Here is a 22784-nt window from a genome sequence, read left to right as displayed (position 1 = left end):
AGGTTGCCTGTTAGCGCCTAGGCTTTGCCGCTACGGCTTCCCACGCGCTGATCTGACGAATTGATTTTTTAATACGGGCCGCGGGCATGATCACACATACTCGAATTCTCGTTGCCGCGTCTGCGGTTGGCGCGATGCTGTGGGCTGGGGCAGGAATGGCTCAGCAGGGGGGCGAGATGCCTCCGCCCGCCGTGACCGTGGTCACGCTGAAGGCCCAGGACGTGACTCTGACATCGACATTGCCGGGGCGCGTGGTGGCCTCGGCCGAGGCGGAACTGCGCCCGCAGGTCAACGGCCTGATTACCGAGCGGATGTTCGACGAGGGCACTGTCGTCGAGCAGGGCGATCCGCTCTACCGGATCGATCCGCGCAGTTACGAGGCTGCCGTGGCGCAGGCCGAGGCGGCGCTGGCACAGGCGAAGGCGCAGGCGGAATCAGCCCGGCGCGAGGCCGAGCGGGTGGCGGCGCTGCGTGACCGGCGGGTGGCCAGCGAGCAGACACAGGACAGTGCGATCGCGGCCCGCGACGCTGCCGAAGCGGCGGTGAAATCTGCCGAGGCGCAGTTGCAGGCGGCGCAGATCGATCTGGACCGGACGGTGATCACGGCGCCGATCGGCGGTGCCATTGGCCTGGCGCAGGCATCGCAGGGGGCGCTGGTAACGGCATCGCAGGCCGAGCCTCTGGCGGTCATCCGGCGGATCGATCCGGTCCGCGTGGACGTGACCCAATCTGCCGCCGAGATCATCCGGTGGCAGCGCCAGGACGCGCAGGCGGCACTGCCCGAGGGCGTGGACCGCACCGTGACCCTGCATCTGGCGGACGGCACGGAATACGAACATACCGGCTCGTTGACCGGCGCGGAACCGCATGTGGACGAAACCACCGGTGTCGTCACGCTGCGGATGGAGTTCGCCAATCCCGAGAGCCTGCTCTTGCCGGGCATGTATGTTCTGGCCGAAATCCCGCAGGCGCAATTGCAGGACGTGATCCTGGCGCCGCAGGAAGGCGTGACGCGCGACCGCCGTGGCCGCCCCGTCGCGATGGTCGTCAATGACGAGAACATCGTCGAGACGCGGCAACTGGAGATCGTGCAGGATCGCGGCAATGCCTGGGTGGTGCGCGAAGGCCTGGAGGATGGCGACCGGCTGATCGTGGCCGGGCTCCAGTTCATTGGCGAGGGCATGCCCGTAACACCGGAAGAGCGCGGAGCAGCACCGGCCGAGAATACCGCGCAAGGCGCCGATGGTGAAAAAGCCGCAGCGCAAGGCGACGCCGCACCCGCGGAAACGGCGGGCGGTGAGGCCGCAGCAGCCGGGCGGGACGAGGAACCCGCCCCTGCACAAGAGGCGACCGAGGACGACGACACCGGCAACTGACCGCCGGATCAGCGCGAGAGATATCATGGCCCGTTTCTTTATCGACCGACCGGTATTTGCCTGGGTGATCTCGATCATCATCATGGGAGTCGGCATCCTGGCGATCATGACGCTGCCGGTGGCGCAATATCCGCAGATCGCGCCGCCTTCGGTGACGATCCGTGCGACCTATCCCGGCGCCTCGGCCGATACCGTCGCCAACACGGTCACCCAGGTCATAGAACAGCAGATGACCGGGCTGGACGGGATGCGCTACATGTCGTCCAGTTCGACTTCGGACGGCTCCTCCTCGACGACGCTGACCTTCGAGACCGGCACCGATGTCGATATCGCGCAGGTGCAGGTCCAGAACAAGCTGTCGCAGGCCACCCCGCTATTGCCCGAGCCGGTGCAGCGGCAGGGCGTCAGGGTCGAGAAGGCCGCATCGGGCTTTCTGATGGTCGTCGGCCTGATCGGCGACGAGAATTTCGACGCGACCGACCTGAGCGACTACATGGTCACCAACCTTGTGGACGATCTCAGCCGGGTCGAGGGGATCGGCAGCGTGCAGGTTTTCGGGGCGCAATATGCCATGCGCATCTGGCTCGACCCCGCCAAGCTTGCTGCCTATGAACTCGCGCCATCGGATGTGGTCGCGGCGGTCTCGGCGCAGAATACCCAGATATCGGCGGGTGCGTTCGGCGGGCTTCCCACCGTCGAAGGCCAGATGCTGAATGCCACCGTCACGGCGCAGTCGCTGTTGTCCACGCCCGAGGACTTTCGCCAGATCGTGCTGCGGGCCGAGGAAAACGGCGGGCTGGTGTTGCTGCAGGATGTCGCCCGGGTCGAGATCGGGGCCGAAACCTATGGCGGCGATCCGACCTATAACGGCCGCCCCGCCTCGGGCATGGCGCTCAGCCTCGCGCCGGGGGCCAACGCGCTGGACACCGCCGAACGCGTGAAGGAGCGGATGGAGGAGTTCGCGCAATTCTTCCCCGAGGGCGTCGAATACGTGATCCCCTTCGACACCGCGCCCTTCGTCGAGATCTCGATCGAAGAGGTGGTTCACACGCTGATCGAGGCCATCGTTCTGGTCTTCATCGTGATGTATATCTTCCTGCAAAGCTGGCGGGCGACACTGATCCCGACGCTTGCGGTTCCCATCGTGCTGCTGGGGACATTCGGGATCATGGCGGCCTTCGGCTTTACCATCAACACGCTGACCATGCTGGCCATGGTGCTGGCCATCGGCCTTCTGGTCGATGACGCCATCGTCGTGGTGGAAAATGTCGAGCGAATCATGGAAGAGGAGGGGCTGCCTCCGCGAGAGGCAACCCGTAAATCCATGGGCCAGATCACCGGCGCCCTGATCGGGATTGCGCTGGTGCTTTCGGCGGTGTTCGTGCCGATGGCCTTTTTCGGCGGCTCGACCGGGGTGATCTATCAGCAATTCGCGATTACCATCGTGTCCGCCATGGCGCTTTCGGTGGTCGTCGCACTGACATTGACCCCGGCGCTTTGCGCCTCGATCCTGCGGCCGGCCCATCACGGCGAGAAACGCGGTTTCTTCGGCCTGTTCAATCGTGGTTTCGACCACACCTCGCGGGGATATACCGGCCTCGTGGGCTGGATCGTGCGCCGGCCGCTGCGGATGCTGCTGATCTATGCCGGGCTTGGCACGGTGATGGCGCTGCTGTTCCTGCGCACCCCGGAAGGCTTCCTGCCCGACGAGGACCAGGGCATCATGTTCGTGCTGGTGCAGGGGCCGACCGGCGCCACCGTCGAGCGGACCGAGGCGGTTATCGACCAGGTCGAGGATTACTTCCTGAACGAGGAGTCCGAATCCGTCGATTCGATGTTCGGCGTGGCGGGCTTCAGCTTTGCCGGGTCGGGACAGAATGTCGGCATGGCCTTCGTGCGGCTCAAGGACTGGGATGAAAGACTGTCGCCAGAGCAATCGGTACAGGCCATCGCGGGCCGCGCCTATGGGGCGCTGAGCCAGATCCGCGACGCGATGGTCTTCCCGGTCGTGCCGCCAGCGGTGATCGAACTGGGCAACGTCTCGGGCTTTGATTTCTACCTGCAGGCGCGTGGCGGACAATCGCATGAACAGTTGCTGGAGGCGCGCAACCAGTTGCTTGGCATGGCCGCCGAAAGCCCGATGATCGCACAGGTCCGGCCCTCGGGGCTGGAGGATGCGGCCCAGTACCGGCTGAATATCGATTGGCGCAAGGCGGGCGCGATGGGGGTGACGGCCACCGATGTCGCCAACCTTATGCAGATCGCCTGGACCGGGGATTACGTGAACGACTTCATCGACCGCGGACGGATCAAGAAGGTCTATGTCCAGGGCGAGGCGGATTCCCGCTCGGTGCCAAGCGATTTCGACAAGTGGCGGGTCCGCAACGCGAATGGCGACCTGGTGCCGTTCTCGAATTTTGCAGAGGGCGAATGGACCTTCGGGCCGCAGGGGCTGAGCCGCTATAACGGCGTCCCGTCGATGCAGATCCAGGGCAGCCCGGTCCCGGGCGTCAGCTCGGGCGATGCGATGGCCGAGATGGAGCGGCTGGCCGGGCAGCTTCCTGCGGGCTTCAACATCTCCTGGACCGGCCTGTCGCTGGAGGAACGCGAATCCGGCGACCAGACGACATTGCTTTACGCACTGTCCCTTGCGGCGGTGTTCCTGTGCCTTGCCGCGCTTTACGAAAGCTGGGCCATCCCGCTGGCGGTGATCCTGGTCATGCCCATCGGTGTCCTGGGCGCGCTGGTCGGCGCATATCTGGGCAAGTTCGACAATGGCGTGTTCTTCCAGGTCGGACTGCTGACGGTGATCGGCCTGACCGGCAAGAACGCCATCCTGATCGTCGAATTCGCGCGCGAGCAGTCGCAGGCAGGGGTGCCGCTCTTCAACGCGGTGGTCGAGGCGGCCCGCCAGCGCTTCCGCCCGATCATCATGACCTCGATCGCCTTCTCTCTCGGGGTTCTGCCGCTGGTGCTGTCCACCGGAGCGGGTGCGAATGGCCGCAACGCCATCGGTGCGACGGTGATGGGCGGAACCCTGGCCGCGACGGCTCTGGGTATCCTGTTTGCTCCTCTCTTCTTCGTGCTGATGCGCAGGTTGCTGGGCCGCAAGGACAAATGGGAAGACAGTTCGGCCGAGGCCGGGACCGCATAGCGAGCCGGGGACATCCGCTTGACCCGCCTTCTCCGATCGCGCTTGATGACAGGGATCAGGGGAGGTCAAGGTGATCGACAAGCTCGAGATGTTTCTGGCTGTAACCAAGGAGGGTCATTTCGGCCGCGCGGCGGCGAGCCTGGGGATCACTCAGCCGACCCTTTCCGCCGGGATCAAGCAGCTTGAGGAACAGCTTGGCGTCCTGCTGATCTTTCGTGGCTCGCGCTATGGCGGATTGACGCCCGAAGGGCAGAGCGCCCTGGTCTGGGCGCGCCGGATCGTCAGCGACACCCGGCAGTTGCGCGAAGAGATGCGGGCAACGCGGCATGGTCTGGCGGGACGGTTGAGGATCGCGGTGATCCCTACCGCGCTGACATGGGCGGCCAAGCTCAGCGCCCGCTTCAGCGCCACGCATCCGAATGTAGGTTTCACCATCCTGTCGCGCACCTCGATCGATATCCTGCAGATGATCGACGATCTCGATGTCGATGCGGGGATCTCCTATCTCGACAACGAGCCCCTGGGAAAGGTCAGCACGGTTCCGCTGTATAATGAGCGTTACATGCTGATCTGCGGTGCGGATACGGGTTTTGCAAAACGCTCCAGCGTGGCCTGGTCCGATCTGGACGGACAACGGCTGTGCCTGCTGACCTCGGACATGCAGAACCGGCGGATCATCAACCGTAACCTCGCCAATGCCGGCGTGAGGCCATTGGCCACGGTCGAATCAAGCTCGACCGTGGTGCTGGTCGCGCATGTGGTGGCCGGTGGCTGGCTGACCATCCTGCCCGAGGATGTCGCGCAGTTCCTGGCGCAGGGCAAGGCGCTTCGGCTGGTTCCGATGGAGGGCGAGGAAAGCGTTCACGCGGTGGGGCTGGTTGCCCCGTGGCGCGAACCGCATACGCCGGTGCTTGAAGCGCTTCTGGCGGAAGCACGCCGGATGGGAAAGCGTCGATGAACGTTACCCGCGAAATATCGGCATGTCCCCGGTTTTTCCATCGAATGGAACGCGAGTTTGTCATGAAACCGGGACGACCCCTGCCGGGTTGTTCATCGGATCGTTAGCCCCCGAAACGCCATGCAGGACAATCCCATCGACCTGTCTCAAAGCCGTGTCTGCGTCATCATGAATCTCGGCTCCGGCCGCAAGGACGACCGGGAGTTCGCGGATCAGGTGAGCCGCGCATTGAAACCGTTCTGTGCCTCCTTCGCCCTGTATCAGACCCGGCGCGGCGACGATCTGTCGCGAATGACGAAAAGAGCCGTTGCCGAGGGATTCGATATCATTATCGCGGCGGGGGGCGACGGCACGCAATCCGCGGTGGCGGGGGTGCTGGCCGGGACGGATGCGGTGATGGGAGTGTTGCCGGGGGGCACCTTCAACTATTTTGCCCGGGATCTGGGCGTGGGGGAGACACTGGACGACGCATTGGAGACGCTGCAGAATGCCCGCATCGTCTCGATCGATATTGGTGAAATCGGTGATCTGGTGTTTCTGAACAATGTCAGCCTTGGTGTCTATCCGCATATTCTCAAGACCCGGGAAAGCATCTATCGCAGATGGGGACGCTCGCGCCTCGCGGCCTATTGGTCGGTGCTGGTCGCGCTGCGCCGTTTGCGCCATCCGATGACTCTGATCGCCCGTGTCGATGGTGAAAGCCGGAATTTTACTACCGCGCTGGTCTTTGTCGCCCGCAGTGCCTTTCAACTGGACAGTTTCGGCCTCGATGGCGCGGACGCGATCCGGCAGGGCAAGTTCGCGGTGCTGATCGCCCGGGCGCGAAAACCATTGCCGCTGATCCGCTCGGCATTGCGGCTGGCGGTTGGCTTCTCTGCGCAGGATGATGATTTCGACCTGATCGTGACCGACGAGTTGACCATCGAGACGGGCAAGCGCCAACTGGTTGCGCATGATGGCGAGAAAACCCCGATGGACAGCCCGTTCCGTCTGCGGGTCCGCAGGGCTGCACTGCGTGTCCTGCTGCCAGCCGACGGGCGGAACAAGACCGATGGTGCCGCGTCGTGACGCGGATACTGCACCTGTCCGACCTGCATTTCGGTTTCGAGCGCGGTGAACTGGCCGAACCACTGCTGGCACAGGTCAACCGCCAGCAGGCCGATCTGGTTGTTGTGACCGGCGATGTCACCCATCGTGCCCGCCCCGATGAGTTTCGGCGGGCAGCGGCGTTCCTGGGCCGGATCGATACCGCGCTGATGGTCGTGCCGGGCAATCACGACATCCCGCTTTACAATATCGGGGCACGGTTTTTCCGGCCATGGTCGGACTATCGCAGGGCGGTCGGTTGCGATCTGTCGCCAGTCTGGAACAAGGGCGGCATACAGGTGCTGGGGCTGAACAGCGTCGATCCTTTCTCGTGGCGGCGCGGCAGGCTGCGCGGAAATGAAGTGGCGCGGGTGATCCGTCAAATCGATCCCCAGGCCGTCAATATCGTGGCACTGCATCACCCTTTGCAACAACTGCCGCAATCGCCGAAAGAACCCGCCCTGCATGCTTCAAGCGCATTGGCGCGTCTGGAAGAGGCCGGAGCGTATCTCGTCCTGTCCGGGCATCTGCATATATGGGACGCAGGCACCTTGCTGAGACTCGGCCCGCATGAGCGGGTCTTGCAGGTGCAGGCGGGCAGCGCGTTATGCGCTCGCCCGGAAGATCCGCCGAATGAATTCGCGGTGCTGGACATCGACGGCCCCGACTTGCTGATCGAAAGGCATGTCGGTGACGATACCGGCTTTCGTCCCACCGGAGAGCCTTTGCGCTTTTCCCGCTCTTCGGGAGTTTGGCGGGGCTGAGATCGTTCACTGGCGGGTTGCGGATGGTATTGCCTTCCGCGAGGCTCCGGATCTCTGTGAGGCAGAATTATGAGCCGCAATGTCCGAGTCAGGTGGAATGGAAATGACGTTTCATGTTCCCGACACTGCCCGGTGCGACTGAAACCGCCTTCAGGATCGCGTAAACCGGCTTGCCCGGTTCGAGTGCCAATGCGTAGGCAGAGCGCCGGGTGATCCGCGCGAGAATGGTCTCGCCGCCCGCGTCCAGCCGGACGAGCATGCCGCTTTCGGTCTCGGTCAGATCGCGGACCACCGCGGGAAGCAGGTTCAGCGCGGATATTCCCGCGGGGCGTTCCAGCGCGATCATCACGTCCTGGGCAAGAATGCGCAGGCGCAGGGTGGATTGCGGTTCCGCGTCGATACGGGGCAGGAAAACTGTCCCCGAGGAGGTGCCAAGCCGGGTCAGGCCATCCGCCTCATGGGCCTCGACCCGGGCGGTAATGATGGCGCCCGCTTCGCGCAGGCCCAGTGCCGGAACGGTCGCCGGGTCTGACAGGATGCGGGTGGCGGGCCCCGCGGCGATCACTTGCCCGGCTTCGAGCAGAACGATGCTGCTGGCCAGCCGGGCGATCTCGGCGGGGGCATGGCTTACATAAAGGATCGGCAGCCCGGTCTCGTCGCGCAAGCGCTCCAGATAGGGCAGGATCTCGGCCTTGCGCGCCTCGTCCAGCGCGGCCAGCGGCTCGTCCATCAGCAGCAGGCGCGGATTGGACAGGATCGCCCGCCCAAGCGCCACCCGCTGCCGCTCGCCGCCCGACAGGGCCAGGGGGCGGCGGTTCAGCAACTGGCCGATCCCGAGCATCTCGACGATGCGCGCGAAACCGGCGCGGTCACGGCGGCCCGAGAACCAGCCACCGTAAAGCAGGTTCTGCCGGACCGTCAGATGGGGAAAAAGCCGGGCCTCCTGAAAGACATAACCCATGCCACGCCGATGGGGAGGCAGAAAGTGCCCGCTTTCGCTGTCAGATAACAGCCGCCCGTCCACTTCGATCCGGCCCGCATCGGGGCGCATCAGACCGGCAACGGCATTGACGATGCTGGTCTTGCCCGACCCCGAGCGTCCGAACAGCGCGGTCACACCGGGTGGCGCCTCGAATGTGGCGTCCAGGGTGAAGCCGGGAAACTGGTGGCGGATCGAGACGGACAGCATCAGTGCCCCGCTATCCTGCGCGCCACCGCCCGGGCCAGCCATTCCGACAGGAACAGGGCCCCCATGGCGATGATGACGGCGACCAGCACGAGACGCAGTGCCGAGGCCTCGCCTCCCGGCACTTGCAGGAAGGCGTAGATGGCCGAGGGCAGGGTCTGGGTCTGGCCCGGGATATTCGAGACGAAGGTGATGGTCGCGCCGAACTCCCCGAATGCCTTGGCGAAACCCAGCACCATCCCTGCCAGGATACCGGGTAGGATCAGGGGCAGGGTGATCGTCGCGAAGATCCAGATGCGGGATGCCCCAAGCGTCGAGGCGGCCTGCTCCAGCTTTGGATCCACCGCCTCGATCGCCAGCCGGATGGCGCGCACCATCAACGGAAACCCCATGATCGCTGCCGCAAGGGCTGCGCCCGTCCAGTGAAAGGCGAAGACGATGCCGAACTGGTCGAGGAACTGTCCGACCGCGCCGCGCCGCCCGAAGGTCAGCAACAGGAGGTAGCCGGTGACGACGGGCGGCAGCACCAGCGGCAGATGCACGAGCACGTTCAGCAGCCCTCGCCCCGGAAAGCGCCAGCGCGCCAGCGCATGGGCCACCAGCACCCCGAAAGGCAGGCTGGCCAACACTGCCACGGTCGAGACTTGCAGCGAAAGGGCCACGGCCTGCCATTCCTCGGGGGACAACCAGTCGTTCATGGGTCAGTTGAGCAAAGCGAAGCCATGACGCGCGAAGGTCTCTGCCGCTGCCGCGCCCGAAAGTGCATCGTAGAAATCGCGGTCGGCCCTGTCCCCGGCTTGGGACAGCAATCCCGCAGGGTAGGTGATCGGCGGGTGGCTTTCGCCGGGAAAGCTGCCGAAGATGGTCACGTTGTCATCGGCGGCCGCATCGCTTGCATAGACGATGCCGTAGGGGGCTTCGCCCGTCGATACCAACGCCATGGCCGCGCGGACGTTATCCGCCTGCGCGACGTCTTTCGCGACCGCGTCCCATAGCCCGAGATTCTGCAGCGCGGCCTTGCCATATTGACCCGCAGGTACCGAATCCACCAGCGCCATGGCCAGCTTGCCCCCGTTCAGCAATCCCGGCAGGTCCGTTTCAGGGCTGATCCCGACGGCTGATGCATCCTTGCCATGGGCGATCAGGACAAGTTCGTTGCCCAGAAGATCGCGGCGCCCCTCATCGGCCAGAAGCCCGGCCTTTTCGATCTCGTCCATCCACTGGGCATTGGCCGAAACGAACAGGTCAGCCGGGGCGCCCGCAAGGATCTGCTGGGCCAGCTTGCCCGAGCCCGCATAGGATATCGTAACCTCATGTCCGGTATCGGCAGTGAAACCGGCGGCCACCTCGTCCAGCGCGTTCTTCAGCGAAGCGGCGGCGAAGACGACGACCTCTTCTGCGAGGACGGGCGTGGCGGCCAGCAGCATCGCGGGCAAAAGCATGGCGCGGATGAATCGCATCGGCATGTCCCTTGTCTCGATATGTTTGAAAGAATATATCGCCTGTCCGGACAAGGGGTGCAAGCGATATCTCCTGCCGGACATAACCTTGCGGAGATGCGCTTTACGGTTGATCTTTGCCTCGTCAAGGATTATTTCGGCCCCAGTCAATCGGGCGACATGGTCATAACAGGCCGAAAAAAGACGGGTCGGGCGCTTTGCCGCGACCCTTTGTCGTTACTGAAGGGCATTCAACAGACCGGCGGAGCCAACCGTCTGGCCAGATAAACCGATGTAAAGGAAACTGGATACGCATGTGCGCTAAAGCGACCATGGAGGAATTCGAGGCCCTCCTGAATGAAAGCCTCGATATGGACACGCCTGACGAGGGCAGCGTCGTCAAGGGCCGCGTCATCGCCATAGAGGCGGGACAGGCCATCATCGATGTCGGCTACAAGATGGAAGGCCGCGTCGATCTGAAGGAATTCGCAAATCCCGGCGAGGATGCCAACCTGTCGGTTGGCGACGAGGTCGAGGTCTATCTCGACCGCGTCGAGAACGCCCGTGGCGAAGCCTCGATCAGCCGTGAGAAGGCCCGCCGCGAAGAAGCCTGGGACCGTCTGGAAAAAGCCTATGCCGATGAAGAGCGCGTCGAAGGCGCCATCTTCGGCCGCGTCAAGGGCGGCTTCACCGTCGATCTGGGCGGTGCCGTGGCCTTCCTGCCGGGCAGCCAGGTCGATGTCCGCCCGGTGCGCGACGCCGGCCCGCTGATGGGCCTGAAGCAGCCCTTCCAGATCCTGAAAATGGACCGTCGCCGCGGCAATATCGTCGTCTCGCGCCGCGCCATCCTGGAAGAGAGCCGCGCCGAACAGCGCGCCGAGGTCATCGCCAACCTGACCGAAGGTCAGAGCGTGGACGGTGTGGTGAAGAACATCACCGAATACGGCGCCTTCGTCGATCTGGGCGGTGTTGACGGTCTGCTGCATGTCACCGACATGGCATGGCGGCGCGTGAACCACCCCTCGGAAATCCTGTCGATCGGCGAGACCGTCAAGGTTCAGGTCATCAAGATCAACAAGGACAGCCACCGCATCAGCCTCGGCATGAAGCAGTTGCAGGACGATCCCTGGGATACCGTGGCCGACAAGTTCCCGCTCGGTTCGGTGCATCATGGCCGCGTGACCAACATCACCGATTACGGCGCCTTCGTGGAGCTGGAAGCCGGTGTCGAGGGTCTGGTCCATGTCTCGGAAATGAGCTGGACCAAGAAGAACGTCCATCCGGGCAAGATCGTCTCGACCTCGCAGGAGGTGGACGTCATGGTTCTCGAGATCGACGAGGCCAAGCGCCGCGTCAGCCTCGGCCTGAAACAGACCATGCGCAACCCCTGGGAAGTCTTTGCCGAGACCCATCCCTCGGGCACCGTCATCGAGGGCGAAGTCAAGAACATCACCGAATTCGGTCTGTTCATCGGTCTCGAAGGCGATATCGACGGCATGGTTCACCTGTCGGATATCAGCTGGGATGCCCGTGGCGAGGATGCCATCCAGGACTTCCGCAAGGGCGATGTCGTCAAGGCCGTCGTCCAGGATGTGGATATCGAGAAAGAGCGTATCTCGCTGTCGATCAAGGCGCTCGAAAACGAGCATATGGCCGAGGCCGTCGATGGCGTGAAGCGCGGCTCGGTCGTCACCGTCGAGGTGACGGCAATCGAGGATGGCGGCGTCGAGGTGGAGTATAACGGCGTCAAGTCGTTCATCCGCCGCAGCGACCTTGCCCGCGACCGTCAGGACCAGCGCCCCGAGCGCTTCCAGGTCGGCGACAAGGTCGATGCCCGCGTCACCAATGTCGACACCAAGACCCGTCGTCTCGGTCTTTCGATCAAGGCGCGCGAGATCGCCGAGGAAAAAGAGGCGATCGACCAGTATGGCAGCTCGGATTCGGGCGCCTCGCTTGGCGATATCCTTGGTGCGGCGCTGAAGCGCGACAACTGATCGCGGCGCAAGCCCGGCATCAATGGCCCGTCCCCGGTCAGGGGGCGGGCTTTCCATTTGCGGATTTCGGATTGCCTCTGCCCTTCGCCGGGTTCAATGTGTCGCTGACTCAAGCGGACAGGGAACCGGGATGATGAGCTGGGCCGAGATCGTGACATTCGCACTGGCAACAGCTTTGCTGGTCGCTTCGCCGGGGCCGAATGGTGTGCTGATCGCCCGCACTGTGCCGACTTCCGGGTCCGCCGCAGGCTTTGCCAATATCGCCGGTTTCTTCACCGCTTTCTATATTCATGGGGCCCTGTCGATCCTGGGCATCTCGATCATCCTGCTGCAATCGGCGACGGCCTTCACGATCGTCAAGTATATGGGTGCGGCCTATCTGTGCTGGATCGGGATCAAATCGCTGCGTCAGGCCCTTCGGGGCAATATGCCCATGCCCGGCAGCGTCACACCGGCGCGACGCAAACGAAACCTGTGGCGAGCCTATGTCGAGGGGTTGCTGACCAACGGGCTAAATCCCAAAGTGTCGATGTTCTACCTTGCGGTGTTTCCACAATTCATTCCTGCCGGTGAGCATCCGGCAACCTCGGCCTTCCTGCTGGTCTTCGTGCATTCGGCGATCAACGTGGTCTGGTTCGGCGCGATGGTCCTGCTGTTCTCGCGCCTGACCGGACTGGCGCGCAGTGATCGTATCCAGCGCTGGCTGAAGGGCGTGACCGGGGTTGTTTTCATCGGCTTCGGCGCCAAGCTGGCAAGCTGGCGTGCCCCGGTCTGACCGGTGGGCCGCTTGCCCGCCGGTGACGCCTTCCTTATCCTTGCGCTCTCGCAAATTGCCCTGTCCCAAGGATCGACAATGACCGCCCAGACCCTATCCGAACCCCGGCTGACCTCGCTTTCCCACGGAGGCGGTTGCGGTTGCAAGATTGCCCCCGGTGTCCTGACGGGGCTGCTGCGCGGCACCGCGATGCTGCCGGTTCCCGAGGCGCTTCTGGTCGGGATCGAAACCTCGGACGATGCCGCCGTCTACCGGCTGAACGACAGCCAAGCGCTGGTCGCGACGACGGATTTCTTCATGCCAATCGTAGATGATCCGCTGGATTTCGGCCGGATTGCCGCAACCAACGCGATCAGCGATGTCTATGCGATGGGTGCCAAGCCGATCATGGCGTTGTCGCTGGTGGGTATGCCGATCAACACGCTGTCTTCCGACACCATCGCCCGTATCCTCGAGGGCGGGGCAATGGCCTGCCGCGACGCAGGCATCCCGATCGCAGGCGGCCATACCATCGACTCGGTCGAGGCGATCTATGGGCTGGTCGCGATGGGTCTTGTCGATCCGGCTCATGTCAAGCGCAATGCCGGGGCGCGTCCCGGTGATCTGTTGGTTTTGGGCAAGCCGCTTGGTGTCGGCGTCATGTCCGCCGCACTGAAGAAAGAGGCGCTGGAGGCGGAAGGCTATGCAAGGATGATTGCGGCAACAACGCGCCTCAACACGCCCGGCCCGGATCTTGCACGATTGCCGGGCGTCCACGCGATGACCGATGTCACCGGCTTTGGCCTCGCCGGGCATATGCTCGAGATGGCACGGGGCTCGAATTGCGAATTGCGGCTGGACTGGAAGGCGGTGCCGCTGCTGCCGGGCGCGCGCGCGCTTGCTTCGGACGGCTTTGTCACCGGGGCGTCGGGACGCAACTGGGCAAGCTATGGCGATGATGTCAGCCTGCCCGGTGATTTCGCGGATGTGGATCGCGCGCTGCTGTCCGATCCGCAAACCAGCGGCGGCCTGCTGGTATCCTGCGCCGCACAAAGCGCCGACGAGGTGCTGGCCGTCTTTCGCGATCACGGATTCGCGGATGCGACGGTGATTGCCGAGGCACATGAGGGGGCAGGGCGGCTTACGGTCACGTAACCGGCAACATGATCCGTAACCCCGGCATTCCGGCCCTTCTTCGGCATGAAGCCGAAGGGCGCGACTGCCTGGATTTCAGCCTTTGGTGGTTTCCCCGATGCGGATTGGACGAATGCTGTCGAGCGGGGGTGCCTTCAGCACGAATTGCCGGTCCGAGGTGATATAGTTATCGGCATGCAGCCGGGCGATGGGCTGGTAATGCTCTGGGTCGACATAGCGCTTTGCCGGATCGAGGCATTTGTCGGCGACATGCATGTAGACCACCTCTCCCAGCACCAGCACGCGCCGGTCGAAATCGATCACCCGCTCGACGCGGCATTCCATCGCGCAGGGGCTCTCGGCAATCCGTGGGGCCGAGACCAGGGTTCCCGGAACAGGTGTCAGTCCCGCGGTGAGGATTTCATCCACATCGCTGTCGAAGGACAGGCCGCAGATCAGCATTCCTTCCGCGATGCTCATATCCACCATGTTGACGACGAATTCACCGGTTTCGCGGATATTGGCCACCGTGTCCTTGATTGCGCCGTCGGGCCGGGTTTGAATGCCGAGAACGACGATGGGGGGCTCGTGCGAGAAGACGTTGAAGAACGACATCGGCGCGGCGTTCCTGCCCCCCGAGCTGCCATTGGTCGAAACCAGCGCGATGGGGCGCGGGCCGACGAAATTCGAAAGCAGGCGATAACGGACATCCTTGTCAAGCTTTGTAAAGTCGAAATCCACTATCGGGGCCTCTGAGTGATGGATGTGGCGTTGCGGCAGAGCGGCAGGGTCTGCAAAAAGCGCCGATTGAATGTAAACTGGAACCGGTTATTGTAAACAATATTGTTAACATGGCTGGCTTGCAAGAGATGGATTTGGCATGAACATGGGAGATGGCATGGATAGCGGCAAGGCTGGCGGGGCAAGCCCGCTTTCGGTCGAGGAAATCCGCGACCGCATATGGCTGGCTATCGCCTCGCGTCGGCTGTCTCCGGGAACCCGGCTGAAAGAGGAGGAACTCGCGGGCGTGTTCAACGTCTCGCGCGGGCGCATTCGGCTTGTTCTCAAGGAACTGGGACGGGAGGGGCTGGTGATCCTGCAGGCCAACCGGGGCGCGTTCGTGGCCGCGCCAACTGCCGAGGATGCCGCCGATATATTTCACCTGCGCCGGGTCGCCGAAACCCGGATCATCCGGCGGCTGGCCGAAACCATCTCTCCCGAGGGCGTGGAGGAGTTGCGAGCGCTGGTGCAGGCGGAGGCCGAGGCGGTGGCGGCCGGGGACAAATCCGAGATCATCCGGCTGTCCGGTGCGTTTCACCTGCGCATGGCCGAGTTGCTTAACAGCGATTTCCTGGCCTGCATCATGCGTGAACTGATCGCGCGCAGTTCGCTGGTCACGGCAATCTATCGCCCGCAGCATGATGTGCATTGCGGCCCCGCGGATCACGTCAAGCTGCTGGATGCGCTGGCGGCACGGGATTCCGGGCGCGCCGTCGAACTGATGGTCGAGCATATCGACCTGTTGGAAAGCGAGCTGGACCTGCGTCAATCAGTCAGGAAGTCGAACGATCTCAACGCGATTTTCCCGTAAGCCGGCAAAAGCCCGATCACTCAGGAGCCTCGACACCGAACCTCCCGGGATTTTCTGATCGCTGCTGGTAGTCGCGGGACTGTGCCTCAGCCGCAGCTTACCGAGACAAGTTTTCCGCTGGCATCATATTCGAAGTTCAGCCGCATCGGGTTCAGATCCATCGTGACCGGATCGCCGGTCCTGTAATGTCTGAAGATCGTGCCTGCCGGAAGCGTGATCGAAGGTGAGGTTTCACCGACCAGCCCGGCATATCGGGACGCACCGCAGGCGTCCTCACCCATCTCGGAGGCGGGCGGCGTGACCTCGACTTCCTGCTCCGGAGTCGGGACACAGGCAGAGACGATCAGGGGGATGGCAAACGCGGCAAGCGGTAATCCGGGTTTCATTGGAAACTCCTTGGTCAACTGCAGGTGATAAATATACGTATATCCCGGATGCCGGGTTCCATCCCTGTCCGATTTAGGCGAGGCAATGCCGATTTCGCGTCGTGTTTGCGAGTTTTGGAAAATCTGGATAGTGAACGGTCCGGTGATGGCCCCAGCCATGACGTTGAACACAGAGCTGCCGCTTTCCGCAATGCCCCCTCTACAGAATGCTTTTCTTTTGTCACGAAACCTTTTATACGCCCTCATCCGCCCGGCTTCCGGCCTGGCGGCGATACTCCATGGGCCAGTGCTGGACGACATCCCGGCCTGCGCCATAACGCTCTGATATGAAAGGAGACCCCGATGTCGATTACTGTTGAGGAAAAGGCAAAGGTCATCAAGGATTACGGCACCAAGGAAGGCGATACCGGCTCGCCCGAGGTGCAGGTGGCGATTCTGACGTCGCGTATCGCGACGCTGACCGAGCATTTCAAGACGCATAAGAAAGACAACCACTCGCGTCGTGGTTTGCTTAAGCTGGTCGCGCAGCGCCGGAAGCTGCTCGACTATCTCAAGCGCAAGGATGAAGCGCGCTATACTGCCCTGATCGGCAAGTTGGGCCTGCGCCGCTGATCCACTGAAACGCGCCCGCCGGACGGGCGCGTTTTCTTATGGTGCCGGGCAATGGGGCCGGGCGCCGGCATGATGAAGGCGCGGCAGGGGCCGTGCCGGTAAGGAAAACGATGTTTGATGAAGTGAAGAAATCGATCCAGTGGGGCCAGGAAACCCTGACGCTGGAAACGGGCAAGATCGCCCGTCAGGCCGATGGCTCGGTTATCGCCACCCTGGGCGAAACCAGCGTCATGGCCAATGTCACCTTCGCAAAGGAACCGAAGCCCGGTCAGGACTTCTTCCCGCTGACGGTGCATTACCAGGAGAAATTCTATGCTGCGGGCAAGGTGCCCGGCGGCTTTTTCAAGCGCGAAGCCCGTCCCTCGGAAAAAGAGACGCTGACCTCGCGCCTGATCGACCGCCCGATCCGTCCGCTCTTCGCACCGGGCTTCAAGAATGAAGTGCTGGTGATCTGCACGGTGCTGAGCCACGATCTGGTCAACGACCCCGATATCGTTGCCATGATCGCCGCCTCGGCTGCGCTGACGATCTCGGGTGTGCCCTTCATGGGCCCGATCGGTGCCGCCCGCGTGGGCTTTGTCGATGGCGAATATGTCCTGAACCCCGAGGTTTCGGACATGGACAACCTGCGCCAGAACCCCGAGCAGCGCCTGGACCTGGTCGTTGCCGGCACCAAGGACGCCGTGATGATGGTCGAGTCGGAAGCCTATGAGCTTTCCGAGGCAGAGATGCTGGGTGCCGTGAAATTCGGCCATGAGCAGATGCAGCCGGTCATCGACCTGATCATCCAGCTTGCCGAGGCCGCCGCCAAGGAACCGTTCGACTTCCAGTCGCCGGATTACTCGGCGCTTTACGCCCGCGTCAAGGAACTGGGCGAAGCCGATATGCGCGCCGCCTATGCGATCCGCGACAAGAGCGAGCGCCAGGACGCCATTGCCGCCGCCAAGGCGAAGATCAAGGAAAGCCTGTCCGAGGAAGAGCTTGAGGACGAGAACCTCGGCTCGGCGCTGAAAAAGCTGGAATCGGGTATCCTGCGTGGCGACATCATCAATGGCGGCGCACGTATCGACGGCCGCGACAACAAGACCGTCCGCCCGATCGATTGCGAAGTGGGCCTGTTGCCGCGGACCCATGGCTCGGCGCTGTTCACCCGCGGCGAGACGCAGGGCCTGATCGTGACCACGCTCGGCACCGGCGATGACGAGCAGATCATCGATGCGCTGCACGGCAATTTCCGCTCCAACTTCCTGTTGCATTACAACTTCCCGCCCTATTCGGTCGGCGAGGTCGGACGTTTCGGTGCTCCGGGCCGCCGCGAGATCGGTCATGGCAAGCTGGCATGGCGCGCGCTTCAGGCGGTGCTGCCGGCGCAGACGGACTTCCCCTATACCATCCGCCTGGTCTCCGAGATCACCGAGTCGAACGGCTCGAGCTCGATGGCGACGGTCTGCGGGTCGTCCCTGTCGATGATGGATGCGGGCGTGCCGCTCAAGGCTCCGGTCGCGGGCGTCGCCATGGGGCTGATCCTCGAGGATGATGGGCGTTTCGCCGTCCTGACCGATATCCTGGGTGACGAGGATCATCTCGGCGACATGGACTTCAAGGTTGCCGGGACCGATCAGGGGATCACCTCGCTGCAAATGGATATCAAGGTCGCGGGCATCACGCCCGAGATCATGGAGCAGGCGCTGGCGCAGGCGCGTGACGGCCGGATGCATATCCTGGGCGAGATGGGCAAGGCCCTGACCGAAGGCCGCCGCGAATTCAGTGCCCATGCCCCGCGCATCGAGACGATGAACATCCCGACCGACAAGATCCGCGAAGTGATCGGCTCGGGCGGCAAGGTCATCCGCGAGATCGTCGAGGTTTCCGGCGCCAAGGTCGATATCAACGACGACGGCGTGATCAAGATCGCTTCGGCCAATGCCGATTCGATCAAGAAGGCCTATGACATGATCCACTCGATCGTGGCAGAGCCCGAAGAGGGCCAGATCTATACCGGCAAGGTGGTGAAGCTGGTCGATTTCGGCGCTTTCGTGAACTTCTTCGGCAAGCGCGACGGGCTGGTGCATGTCAGCCAGATCGCCAACCGCCGCCTCGGCCATCCGTCCGAGGTCCTGCAGGAAGGTCAGGAAGTAAAAGTGAAGCTCCTGGGTTTCGACGATCGCGGCAAGGTGCGCCTTGGCATGAAGATGGTCGATCAGGAGACCGGCGAGGAAATCGCCGAGAAGAAGGAAGAAACGACCGAAGGGTAAACCCTTTGTTATCCGGCCCCGGTGGAACCATCGGGGCCGGGCACCTGTTGCTTGTTTTCATGGTGTGGTGGTGCGATGTCAGAATGGCCCATCTTTGTCCTGACCTTGCCGGGGGACGATGATCGCAGGCAACCGTTGCTGGACGCTTTGGACGGCGCGGGTTTGTCTTATCAGCTTTTCATGGGTGTTGACGGGCGTTCCGGACTCCCCGGGGAGTTCGAGGCGCTGGTCGATCGGCGGGCGGCACTGGTCCGGCTCGGTCGCTCGATGTGCGATGGCGAATTGGCCTGTGCCTTGTCGCATCGCCAGATTTATCAACATGTTGTCACGTCGAACTTGCCGGGCGCGGTCATTCTGGAGGATGATGGCATCCTGCAACAGGGCTTTGCGGATTTCATTCGTTCGGGTGATTTCCGGCATGTGCCGATGGTCCTGATCGATCACGCATTCGGCCGCGCCGTGAGGTTTCGCCGGATCGCGCTTCGGCAGGGGGAGTTGCGGCGTGCTGCGGTTCAGGCGACGACGACGACAGCCTATAGCATTTCGAACGAAACCGCGCGGCGCCTGTTGGATGCGACCAGTCCGGTCGAGCATCCCGCCGACTGGCCCTGCTCGCTTCATGCATTGGGTGCCTGGCTGTTGGTGCCGCGACTGGTCCGGCATGAACCTCCGGCTGCGAACCGGTTTTCCCATCTTGAGCGCGAAAGGGCTGCGCTTGTCGAATGCGCCGGAAATTCCTGCAAATCCGCAACCATACGTGATTGGAAGGCACGGTTACGCCGCCGCCTGTCTGTCCGCGTTGATCGCGGCAAAGGACAACGGTAGGAGTGATCGTAGGGTTGAGGTCGAGTGCGATTTGGAGTGTAGGCTTTGCGGGTTCTTTCTAGTTTTTGGGCCGGCGCTCGGTTGAGCGAGATCGAGCTTGCAAGCATTCACTCCTTTTTGGCGGTCGGCCATGATGTCCGTGTATATAGCTATACGCCGATCGCGAACCTGCCGCGCGGGGTAGAGGCGAGAGACGCCGCGGAAATCCTGCCGGCGGAAAAAATTCTGACGTTCAGGGACCGTGAGCATCCGAGTCCGGCGCTGCATTCGGATCTGTTCCGTTATGCCATGCTGAAAAAAACAACGGCGATATGGGTCGACCTGGACATCATCGCGCTGAAGCCATTTCCGGATGACGAGTTCCTGTTCGGCTTCGAGGAGGCCGGTCTGGTTAACGGCGCGGTATTGCGATTGCCTGCGGCCTCCGGAACATTGCATGATCTGCTGCAGTTCAAGCCGGATACCAGAGGGGTGCCGCCACAGATCACCGGCTTCAGGCGATACAAATACTGGCTCAAGACATTCGGGCGTGGCTATTCCATAGATTGCTGGCCTTGGGGAAGCATCGGTCCAAAGGGGCTGACGACCTTCCTGAGGCGCAATGACGAGATGCATCATGCCAAGCCGGTCGAGGTCTTCTATCCGGTCTCGGTGAAAGATCATGCAGCCCTGCTGGAGCCCGGTCGCTGGACGGAAGCCGATTTCGGCCCGCAAACCTGCTGCGTTCATCTGTGGGGAAAGCATATCCGCGATTGCCTTTGCCGGACTCATGGCGGCAAGGCTCCGCAAGGCAGCTTTCTGGCGCGTGCGATCGATGCGGCCAGAATCGCGGGCATGATGGATTGAATTCGGCAAGGCTGCAGGGCATCCTCTGGTTTCCCGGCATGAATGGAAGGCGGCATTGGGAATGCAGGAACCGGTTCTGATCCTTACCATGAAATGGGGCACGCTCTACAGCTCCGACGATGTGAACCGGCTTTACCGGCAGGTCCGGCGCCACCTGTCCCGACCGCATCGGTTCGTCTGTTTCACCGATGACGCCGCTGGCCTCGATGCCGGGATCGAGGCGCAGCCACTGCCCGAACTCGGCCTGCCCGAGGGACATGGGGATACCCGCTGGCGCAAGCTGGCCCTGTTCCGCCGCGATCTGGGCGGGCTGGTGGGAACCGCGCTGTTTCTGGATATCGACTTGGTGGTGGTCGATGATCTGTCGCCGTTCTTCGAGTTGCCGGGAGAGTTCTTCATTATCCGCGACGACGACCTGTTCCGTGCCAAGCCGCTGCGAAAGCTCAATCCCGAGCGCGACAGCTTCCTGCACAGTGTCGGAAATTCCAGCGTCTTCCGTTTCGAGATCGGCGCGCATGCCTATATCCTGGATGCTTATCTTGCCGATCCCGCGGCCGCGACCGCGCAATACGAGATCAGCCAGCAATTCCAGTCGGCGCAACTGGCGAGCCACGGGTATCTGAACTATTGGCCGCGTGGCTGGTGCGTCAGTTTCAAGAATGACTGCGTGCCGCGAAACCTGCTCAGCTATTTCAAGCCTCCAAGCCTGCCAGAGGGTGCAAGGATCGTTCTGTTCGCAGGCGAGCCCAAGATGGCCGATGTCTTTGCCGGACGCGGGCATCGCTGGTATCGGCGCATCGGCAATATCGACTGGCTGCGCAGGGCCTGGGCGGAATCATGATCTCGGGGGCATTCCGCCGTCTGAAACATCGCCGGCGCCAGGCACGTGCGATCGCAGAAATTGCCGCCCGTCCCATCGGGGAAGGCGCCGGGCATGGTCTGGCCGCGCCGCTGATCGTTTCGCTGACCAGCTATCCGGCCCGTTTCGGCACGCTGGCCCTGACATTGAAGGCGATTTTGCGCCAGTCGATCCGGGCCGACAGGGTGATCCTGTGGCTGGACGAGGGGGACGAGGACAGTCTTCCCGTGGAAGTAACCGAGCTCAAAGCCGAAGGGCTGGAGATTGCGGCCTGTCCGGCCTGGCGATCCTACAAGAAGATCGTCCCGACGCTGTTGGCCTGGCCCGAGGCCAATATCGTCACCGCCGATGACGACGTCTACTATCCCCGGGACTGGCTGGCCGGTCTTGTGCGGGCGATGTCCGGGGGGGCGCGGGTCATCTGTCACCGTGCGCACAGGATCAGCCTGAACGCAGATCAGACGCCTCGGCCTTACGGGGAATGGCAGCATAACATCGCCGAGCCCGAACAATCGGCCCGGGTCTTCCTGACCGGCGTGATGGGGGTGATATATGCGCCCGGCGCGTTTCACGAAGAGATCACGCGCGACGACCTGTTCACCCGGCTGAGTCCCGGCAGCGACGATGTATGGCTATACTGGATGCATCGCCTGGCAGGGGTGGAGGCGCAAAAGATCGGCGGCCGCGCGAGGATCCTCGAATGGGGAGGAAGTCAGGCGCAAAGCCTGCGCACCGAGAATGTGGCGGGCAGCGGCAATGACCGCGCGATACAGGCGATGCTGGGCAGGTATGGCTGGCCGAGCTGACAGGCCCCGGCAGCGTCGCCGGGACCTGTCATAGTGCCTTACGCCGGATCCTTGGCAAAGCGCAGATAGGGCAGCTTGAAATCCAGCTTGCCGTATTTTTCTTCGGCGGCCTTGTCGTCCAGCGCCAGCGCGACGATCACGTCCTGACCCGGCACCCAATTGGCGGGGGTCGCCAGCGGCGCTCCATCGGTTTTCTGCACAGCGTCCAGCGCCCGCAGGATCTCGGCGAAGTTGCGGCCGACCGACATCGGGTAGGTCATGGTCAGGCGCACTTTCTTGTCCGGGCCGATGATGAAGACGGTGCGGACGGTGGCCGAATGCTGCGGTGTGCGCCCCTCGGTGGGCAGGTAGTAATCGGCGGGGAGCATGTCGTAGGCCTTGGCGACGGTCAGCGTGCTGTCGTCGATGATGGCGAAATTCGCAGGCGTTCCGGCGACCTGCTCGATGTCATGCTGCCATTTCTCGTGGTCCTCGACGGAATCGACCGATACGCCGATGACCTTGGTGTTGCGCTTTTCGAACTCGCTGGCCAATTGTGCGACGACGCCGAACTCGGTCGTGCAGACCGGGGTGAAATCGCGTGGATGGCTGAAGACGATCGCATAGCTGTCGCCCAGCCATTCGTGAAAGCGAATCTCTCCCTTGGTCGAGTTGGCGGTGAAATCCGGAGCGGTGTCATTGATGCGCAGGGACATGGGCCGTCCTTTCGGTTGGTTGCATTGCCATCAACATAGGCGCGTTGCCGGGGATTGCCAGCCC

At 62.9% G+C, this 22784-nt stretch carries 21 protein-coding genes; 15 read left to right on the top strand and 6 right to left on the bottom strand.

Features of this window, described 5'->3' with window-relative positions:
- Window positions 1–176: 176 nt before the first annotated feature.
- The 5 genes from C9E81_RS13715 to C9E81_RS13695 all read left to right on the top strand — a co-directional run bounded on the left by C9E81_RS13715 (window position 177) and on the right by C9E81_RS13695 (window position 7338).
- Window positions 177–1376, top strand: coding sequence for an efflux RND transporter periplasmic adaptor subunit (locus C9E81_RS13715; protein ID WP_341802642.1), 1200 nt, complete (start codon window positions 177–179; stop codon window positions 1374–1376).
- Window positions 1377–1401: 25 nt separating this feature from the next.
- Window positions 1402–4530, top strand: coding sequence for an efflux RND transporter permease subunit (locus tag C9E81_RS13710; RefSeq protein ID WP_122112931.1), 3129 nt, complete (start codon window positions 1402–1404; stop codon window positions 4528–4530).
- Window positions 4531–4600: 70 nt separating this feature from the next.
- Window positions 4601–5488: a LysR family transcriptional regulator gene (locus tag C9E81_RS13705; RefSeq protein ID WP_122112930.1), complete on the top strand. Its 888-nt coding sequence runs from the start codon at window positions 4601–4603 to the stop codon at window positions 5486–5488.
- Window positions 5489–5608: 120 nt separating this feature from the next.
- Window positions 5609–6556 (top strand): diacylglycerol/lipid kinase family protein, encoded by a 948-nt coding sequence (locus C9E81_RS13700; protein ID WP_122112929.1) that lies wholly within the window; start codon window positions 5609–5611, stop codon window positions 6554–6556.
- On the top strand, window positions 6553–7338 hold the full coding sequence (locus tag C9E81_RS13695) for a metallophosphoesterase family protein (RefSeq protein WP_122112928.1): 786 nt from the start codon (window positions 6553–6555) through the stop codon (window positions 7336–7338). The genes C9E81_RS13700 and C9E81_RS13695 overlap by 4 nt, the downstream gene beginning before the upstream one ends.
- 88 nt (window positions 7339–7426) lie before the next feature.
- On the opposite strand, the gene modC is transcribed toward C9E81_RS13695, so the two are convergent.
- Genes modC through modA form a run of 3 tightly spaced genes read right to left on the bottom strand, consistent with a single transcriptional unit; the run spans window position 7427 to window position 9990 of the window.
- A complete protein-coding gene (gene modC, locus C9E81_RS13690) occupies window positions 7427–8530 on the bottom strand; it encodes a molybdenum ABC transporter ATP-binding protein (RefSeq protein WP_122113160.1) in 1104 nt (367 codons plus the stop codon).
- A complete protein-coding gene (gene modB / locus C9E81_RS13685; RefSeq protein WP_122112927.1) occupies window positions 8527–9222 on the bottom strand; it encodes a molybdate ABC transporter permease subunit in 696 nt (231 codons plus the stop codon). The genes modC and modB overlap by 4 nt, the downstream gene beginning before the upstream one ends.
- 3 nt (window positions 9223–9225) lie before the next feature.
- On the bottom strand, window positions 9226–9990 hold the full coding sequence (gene modA, locus C9E81_RS13680) for a molybdate ABC transporter substrate-binding protein (protein ID WP_166461912.1): 765 nt from the start codon (window positions 9988–9990) through the stop codon (window positions 9226–9228).
- Between the two features lie 287 nt (window positions 9991–10277).
- On the opposite strand from modA, the gene rpsA reads away from it, so the two are divergent.
- From rpsA to selD, 3 genes are all read left to right on the top strand, one after another.
- A complete protein-coding gene (rpsA, locus tag C9E81_RS13675) occupies window positions 10278–11957 on the top strand; it encodes a 30S ribosomal protein S1 (protein ID WP_122112926.1) in 1680 nt (559 codons plus the stop codon).
- 130 nt (window positions 11958–12087) lie between these two features.
- Window positions 12088–12732 (top strand): LysE family translocator, encoded by a 645-nt coding sequence (locus C9E81_RS13670; protein WP_208021176.1) that lies wholly within the window; start codon window positions 12088–12090, stop codon window positions 12730–12732.
- 78 nt (window positions 12733–12810) lie between these two features.
- Window positions 12811–13866, top strand: coding sequence for a selenide, water dikinase SelD (gene selD, locus C9E81_RS13665; RefSeq protein WP_122112925.1), 1056 nt, complete (start codon window positions 12811–12813; stop codon window positions 13864–13866).
- Between the two features lie 75 nt (window positions 13867–13941).
- On the opposite strand, the gene C9E81_RS13660 is transcribed toward selD, so the two are convergent.
- On the bottom strand, window positions 13942–14586 hold the full coding sequence (locus C9E81_RS13660; RefSeq protein ID WP_122112924.1) for a flavin reductase family protein: 645 nt from the start codon (window positions 14584–14586) through the stop codon (window positions 13942–13944).
- Between the two features lie 157 nt (window positions 14587–14743).
- On the opposite strand from C9E81_RS13660, the gene C9E81_RS13655 reads away from it, so the two are divergent.
- The gene (locus tag C9E81_RS13655) at window positions 14744–15436 is read left to right on the top strand and encodes a GntR family transcriptional regulator (RefSeq protein ID WP_166461911.1); all 693 of its coding nucleotides are present in this window, start codon (window positions 14744–14746) and stop codon (window positions 15434–15436) included.
- A gap of 86 nt (window positions 15437–15522) precedes the next feature.
- On the opposite strand, the gene C9E81_RS13650 is transcribed toward C9E81_RS13655, so the two are convergent.
- On the bottom strand, window positions 15523–15822 hold the full coding sequence (locus tag C9E81_RS13650; RefSeq protein ID WP_122112922.1) for an I78 family peptidase inhibitor: 300 nt from the start codon (window positions 15820–15822) through the stop codon (window positions 15523–15525).
- A 342-nt stretch (window positions 15823–16164) separates the two neighbouring features.
- On the opposite strand from C9E81_RS13650, the gene rpsO reads away from it, so the two are divergent.
- From rpsO to C9E81_RS13620, 6 genes are all read left to right on the top strand, one after another.
- Window positions 16165–16434, top strand: coding sequence for a 30S ribosomal protein S15 (gene rpsO, locus C9E81_RS13645; RefSeq protein WP_122112921.1), 270 nt, complete (start codon window positions 16165–16167; stop codon window positions 16432–16434).
- 110 nt (window positions 16435–16544) lie between these two features.
- On the top strand, window positions 16545–18689 hold the full coding sequence (gene pnp, locus C9E81_RS13640; protein ID WP_122113157.1) for a polyribonucleotide nucleotidyltransferase: 2145 nt from the start codon (window positions 16545–16547) through the stop codon (window positions 18687–18689).
- A gap of 75 nt (window positions 18690–18764) precedes the next feature.
- Window positions 18765–19514, top strand: coding sequence for a glycosyltransferase family 25 protein (locus C9E81_RS13635; RefSeq protein WP_122112920.1), 750 nt, complete (start codon window positions 18765–18767; stop codon window positions 19512–19514).
- Between the two features lie 81 nt (window positions 19515–19595).
- Window positions 19596–20360, top strand: coding sequence for a hypothetical protein (locus C9E81_RS13630; protein WP_122112919.1), 765 nt, complete (start codon window positions 19596–19598; stop codon window positions 20358–20360).
- A gap of 61 nt (window positions 20361–20421) precedes the next feature.
- On the top strand, window positions 20422–21201 hold the full coding sequence (locus C9E81_RS13625; protein WP_122112918.1) for a hypothetical protein: 780 nt from the start codon (window positions 20422–20424) through the stop codon (window positions 21199–21201).
- Window positions 21198–22025, top strand: a complete 828-nt coding sequence (locus C9E81_RS13620; protein ID WP_122112917.1) for a glycosyltransferase family 2 protein — start codon at window positions 21198–21200, stop codon at window positions 22023–22025. Before C9E81_RS13625 ends, C9E81_RS13620 begins: the two co-directional genes overlap by 4 nt.
- A 38-nt stretch (window positions 22026–22063) precedes the next feature.
- Here the strand turns inward: C9E81_RS13620 and C9E81_RS13615 are convergent, their stop codons facing one another.
- Window positions 22064–22720, bottom strand: a complete 657-nt coding sequence (locus C9E81_RS13615) for a peroxiredoxin (protein WP_122112916.1) — start codon at window positions 22718–22720, stop codon at window positions 22064–22066.
- Between the last annotated feature and the right edge of the window lie 64 nt (window positions 22721–22784).

The organism is Paracoccus alkanivorans (assembly GCF_003697785.1).
Lineage (GTDB): Bacteria > Pseudomonadota > Alphaproteobacteria > Rhodobacterales > Rhodobacteraceae > Paracoccus > Paracoccus alkanivorans.
This window is presented reverse-complemented; position numbering and strand designations above follow the sequence as displayed.

Coding starts and splice junctions, on each gene's coding strand:
- C9E81_RS13715 (WP_341802642.1), top strand. CDS start 177: ATGCCTCCGCCCGCCGTGACCGTGGTCACGCTGAAGGCCCAGGACGTG.
- C9E81_RS13710 (WP_122112931.1), top strand. CDS start 1,402: ATGGCCCGTTTCTTTATCGACCGACCGGTATTTGCCTGGGTGATCTCG.
- C9E81_RS13700 (WP_122112929.1), top strand. CDS start 5,609: ATGCAGGACAATCCCATCGACCTGTCTCAAAGCCGTGTCTGCGTCATC.
- modB (WP_122112927.1), bottom strand. CDS start 9,222: ATGAACGACTGGTTGTCCCCCGAGGAATGGCAGGCCGTGGCCCTTTCG.
- modA (WP_166461912.1), bottom strand. CDS start 9,990: ATGCCGATGCGATTCATCCGCGCCATGCTTTTGCCCGCGATGCTGCTG.
- rpsA (WP_122112926.1), top strand. CDS start 10,278: ATGTGCGCTAAAGCGACCATGGAGGAATTCGAGGCCCTCCTGAATGAA.
- C9E81_RS13670 (WP_208021176.1), top strand. CDS start 12,088: ATGATGAGCTGGGCCGAGATCGTGACATTCGCACTGGCAACAGCTTTG.
- selD (WP_122112925.1), top strand. CDS start 12,811: ATGACCGCCCAGACCCTATCCGAACCCCGGCTGACCTCGCTTTCCCAC.
- C9E81_RS13655 (WP_166461911.1), top strand. CDS start 14,744: ATGGATAGCGGCAAGGCTGGCGGGGCAAGCCCGCTTTCGGTCGAGGAA.
- C9E81_RS13650 (WP_122112922.1), bottom strand. CDS start 15,822: ATGAAACCCGGATTACCGCTTGCCGCGTTTGCCATCCCCCTGATCGTC.
- rpsO (WP_122112921.1), top strand. CDS start 16,165: ATGTCGATTACTGTTGAGGAAAAGGCAAAGGTCATCAAGGATTACGGC.
- pnp (WP_122113157.1), top strand. CDS start 16,545: ATGTTTGATGAAGTGAAGAAATCGATCCAGTGGGGCCAGGAAACCCTG.
- C9E81_RS13635 (WP_122112920.1), top strand. CDS start 18,765: ATGTCAGAATGGCCCATCTTTGTCCTGACCTTGCCGGGGGACGATGAT.
- C9E81_RS13625 (WP_122112918.1), top strand. CDS start 20,422: ATGCAGGAACCGGTTCTGATCCTTACCATGAAATGGGGCACGCTCTAC.
- C9E81_RS13620 (WP_122112917.1), top strand. CDS start 21,198: ATGATCTCGGGGGCATTCCGCCGTCTGAAACATCGCCGGCGCCAGGCA.
- C9E81_RS13615 (WP_122112916.1), bottom strand. CDS start 22,720: ATGTCCCTGCGCATCAATGACACCGCTCCGGATTTCACCGCCAACTCG.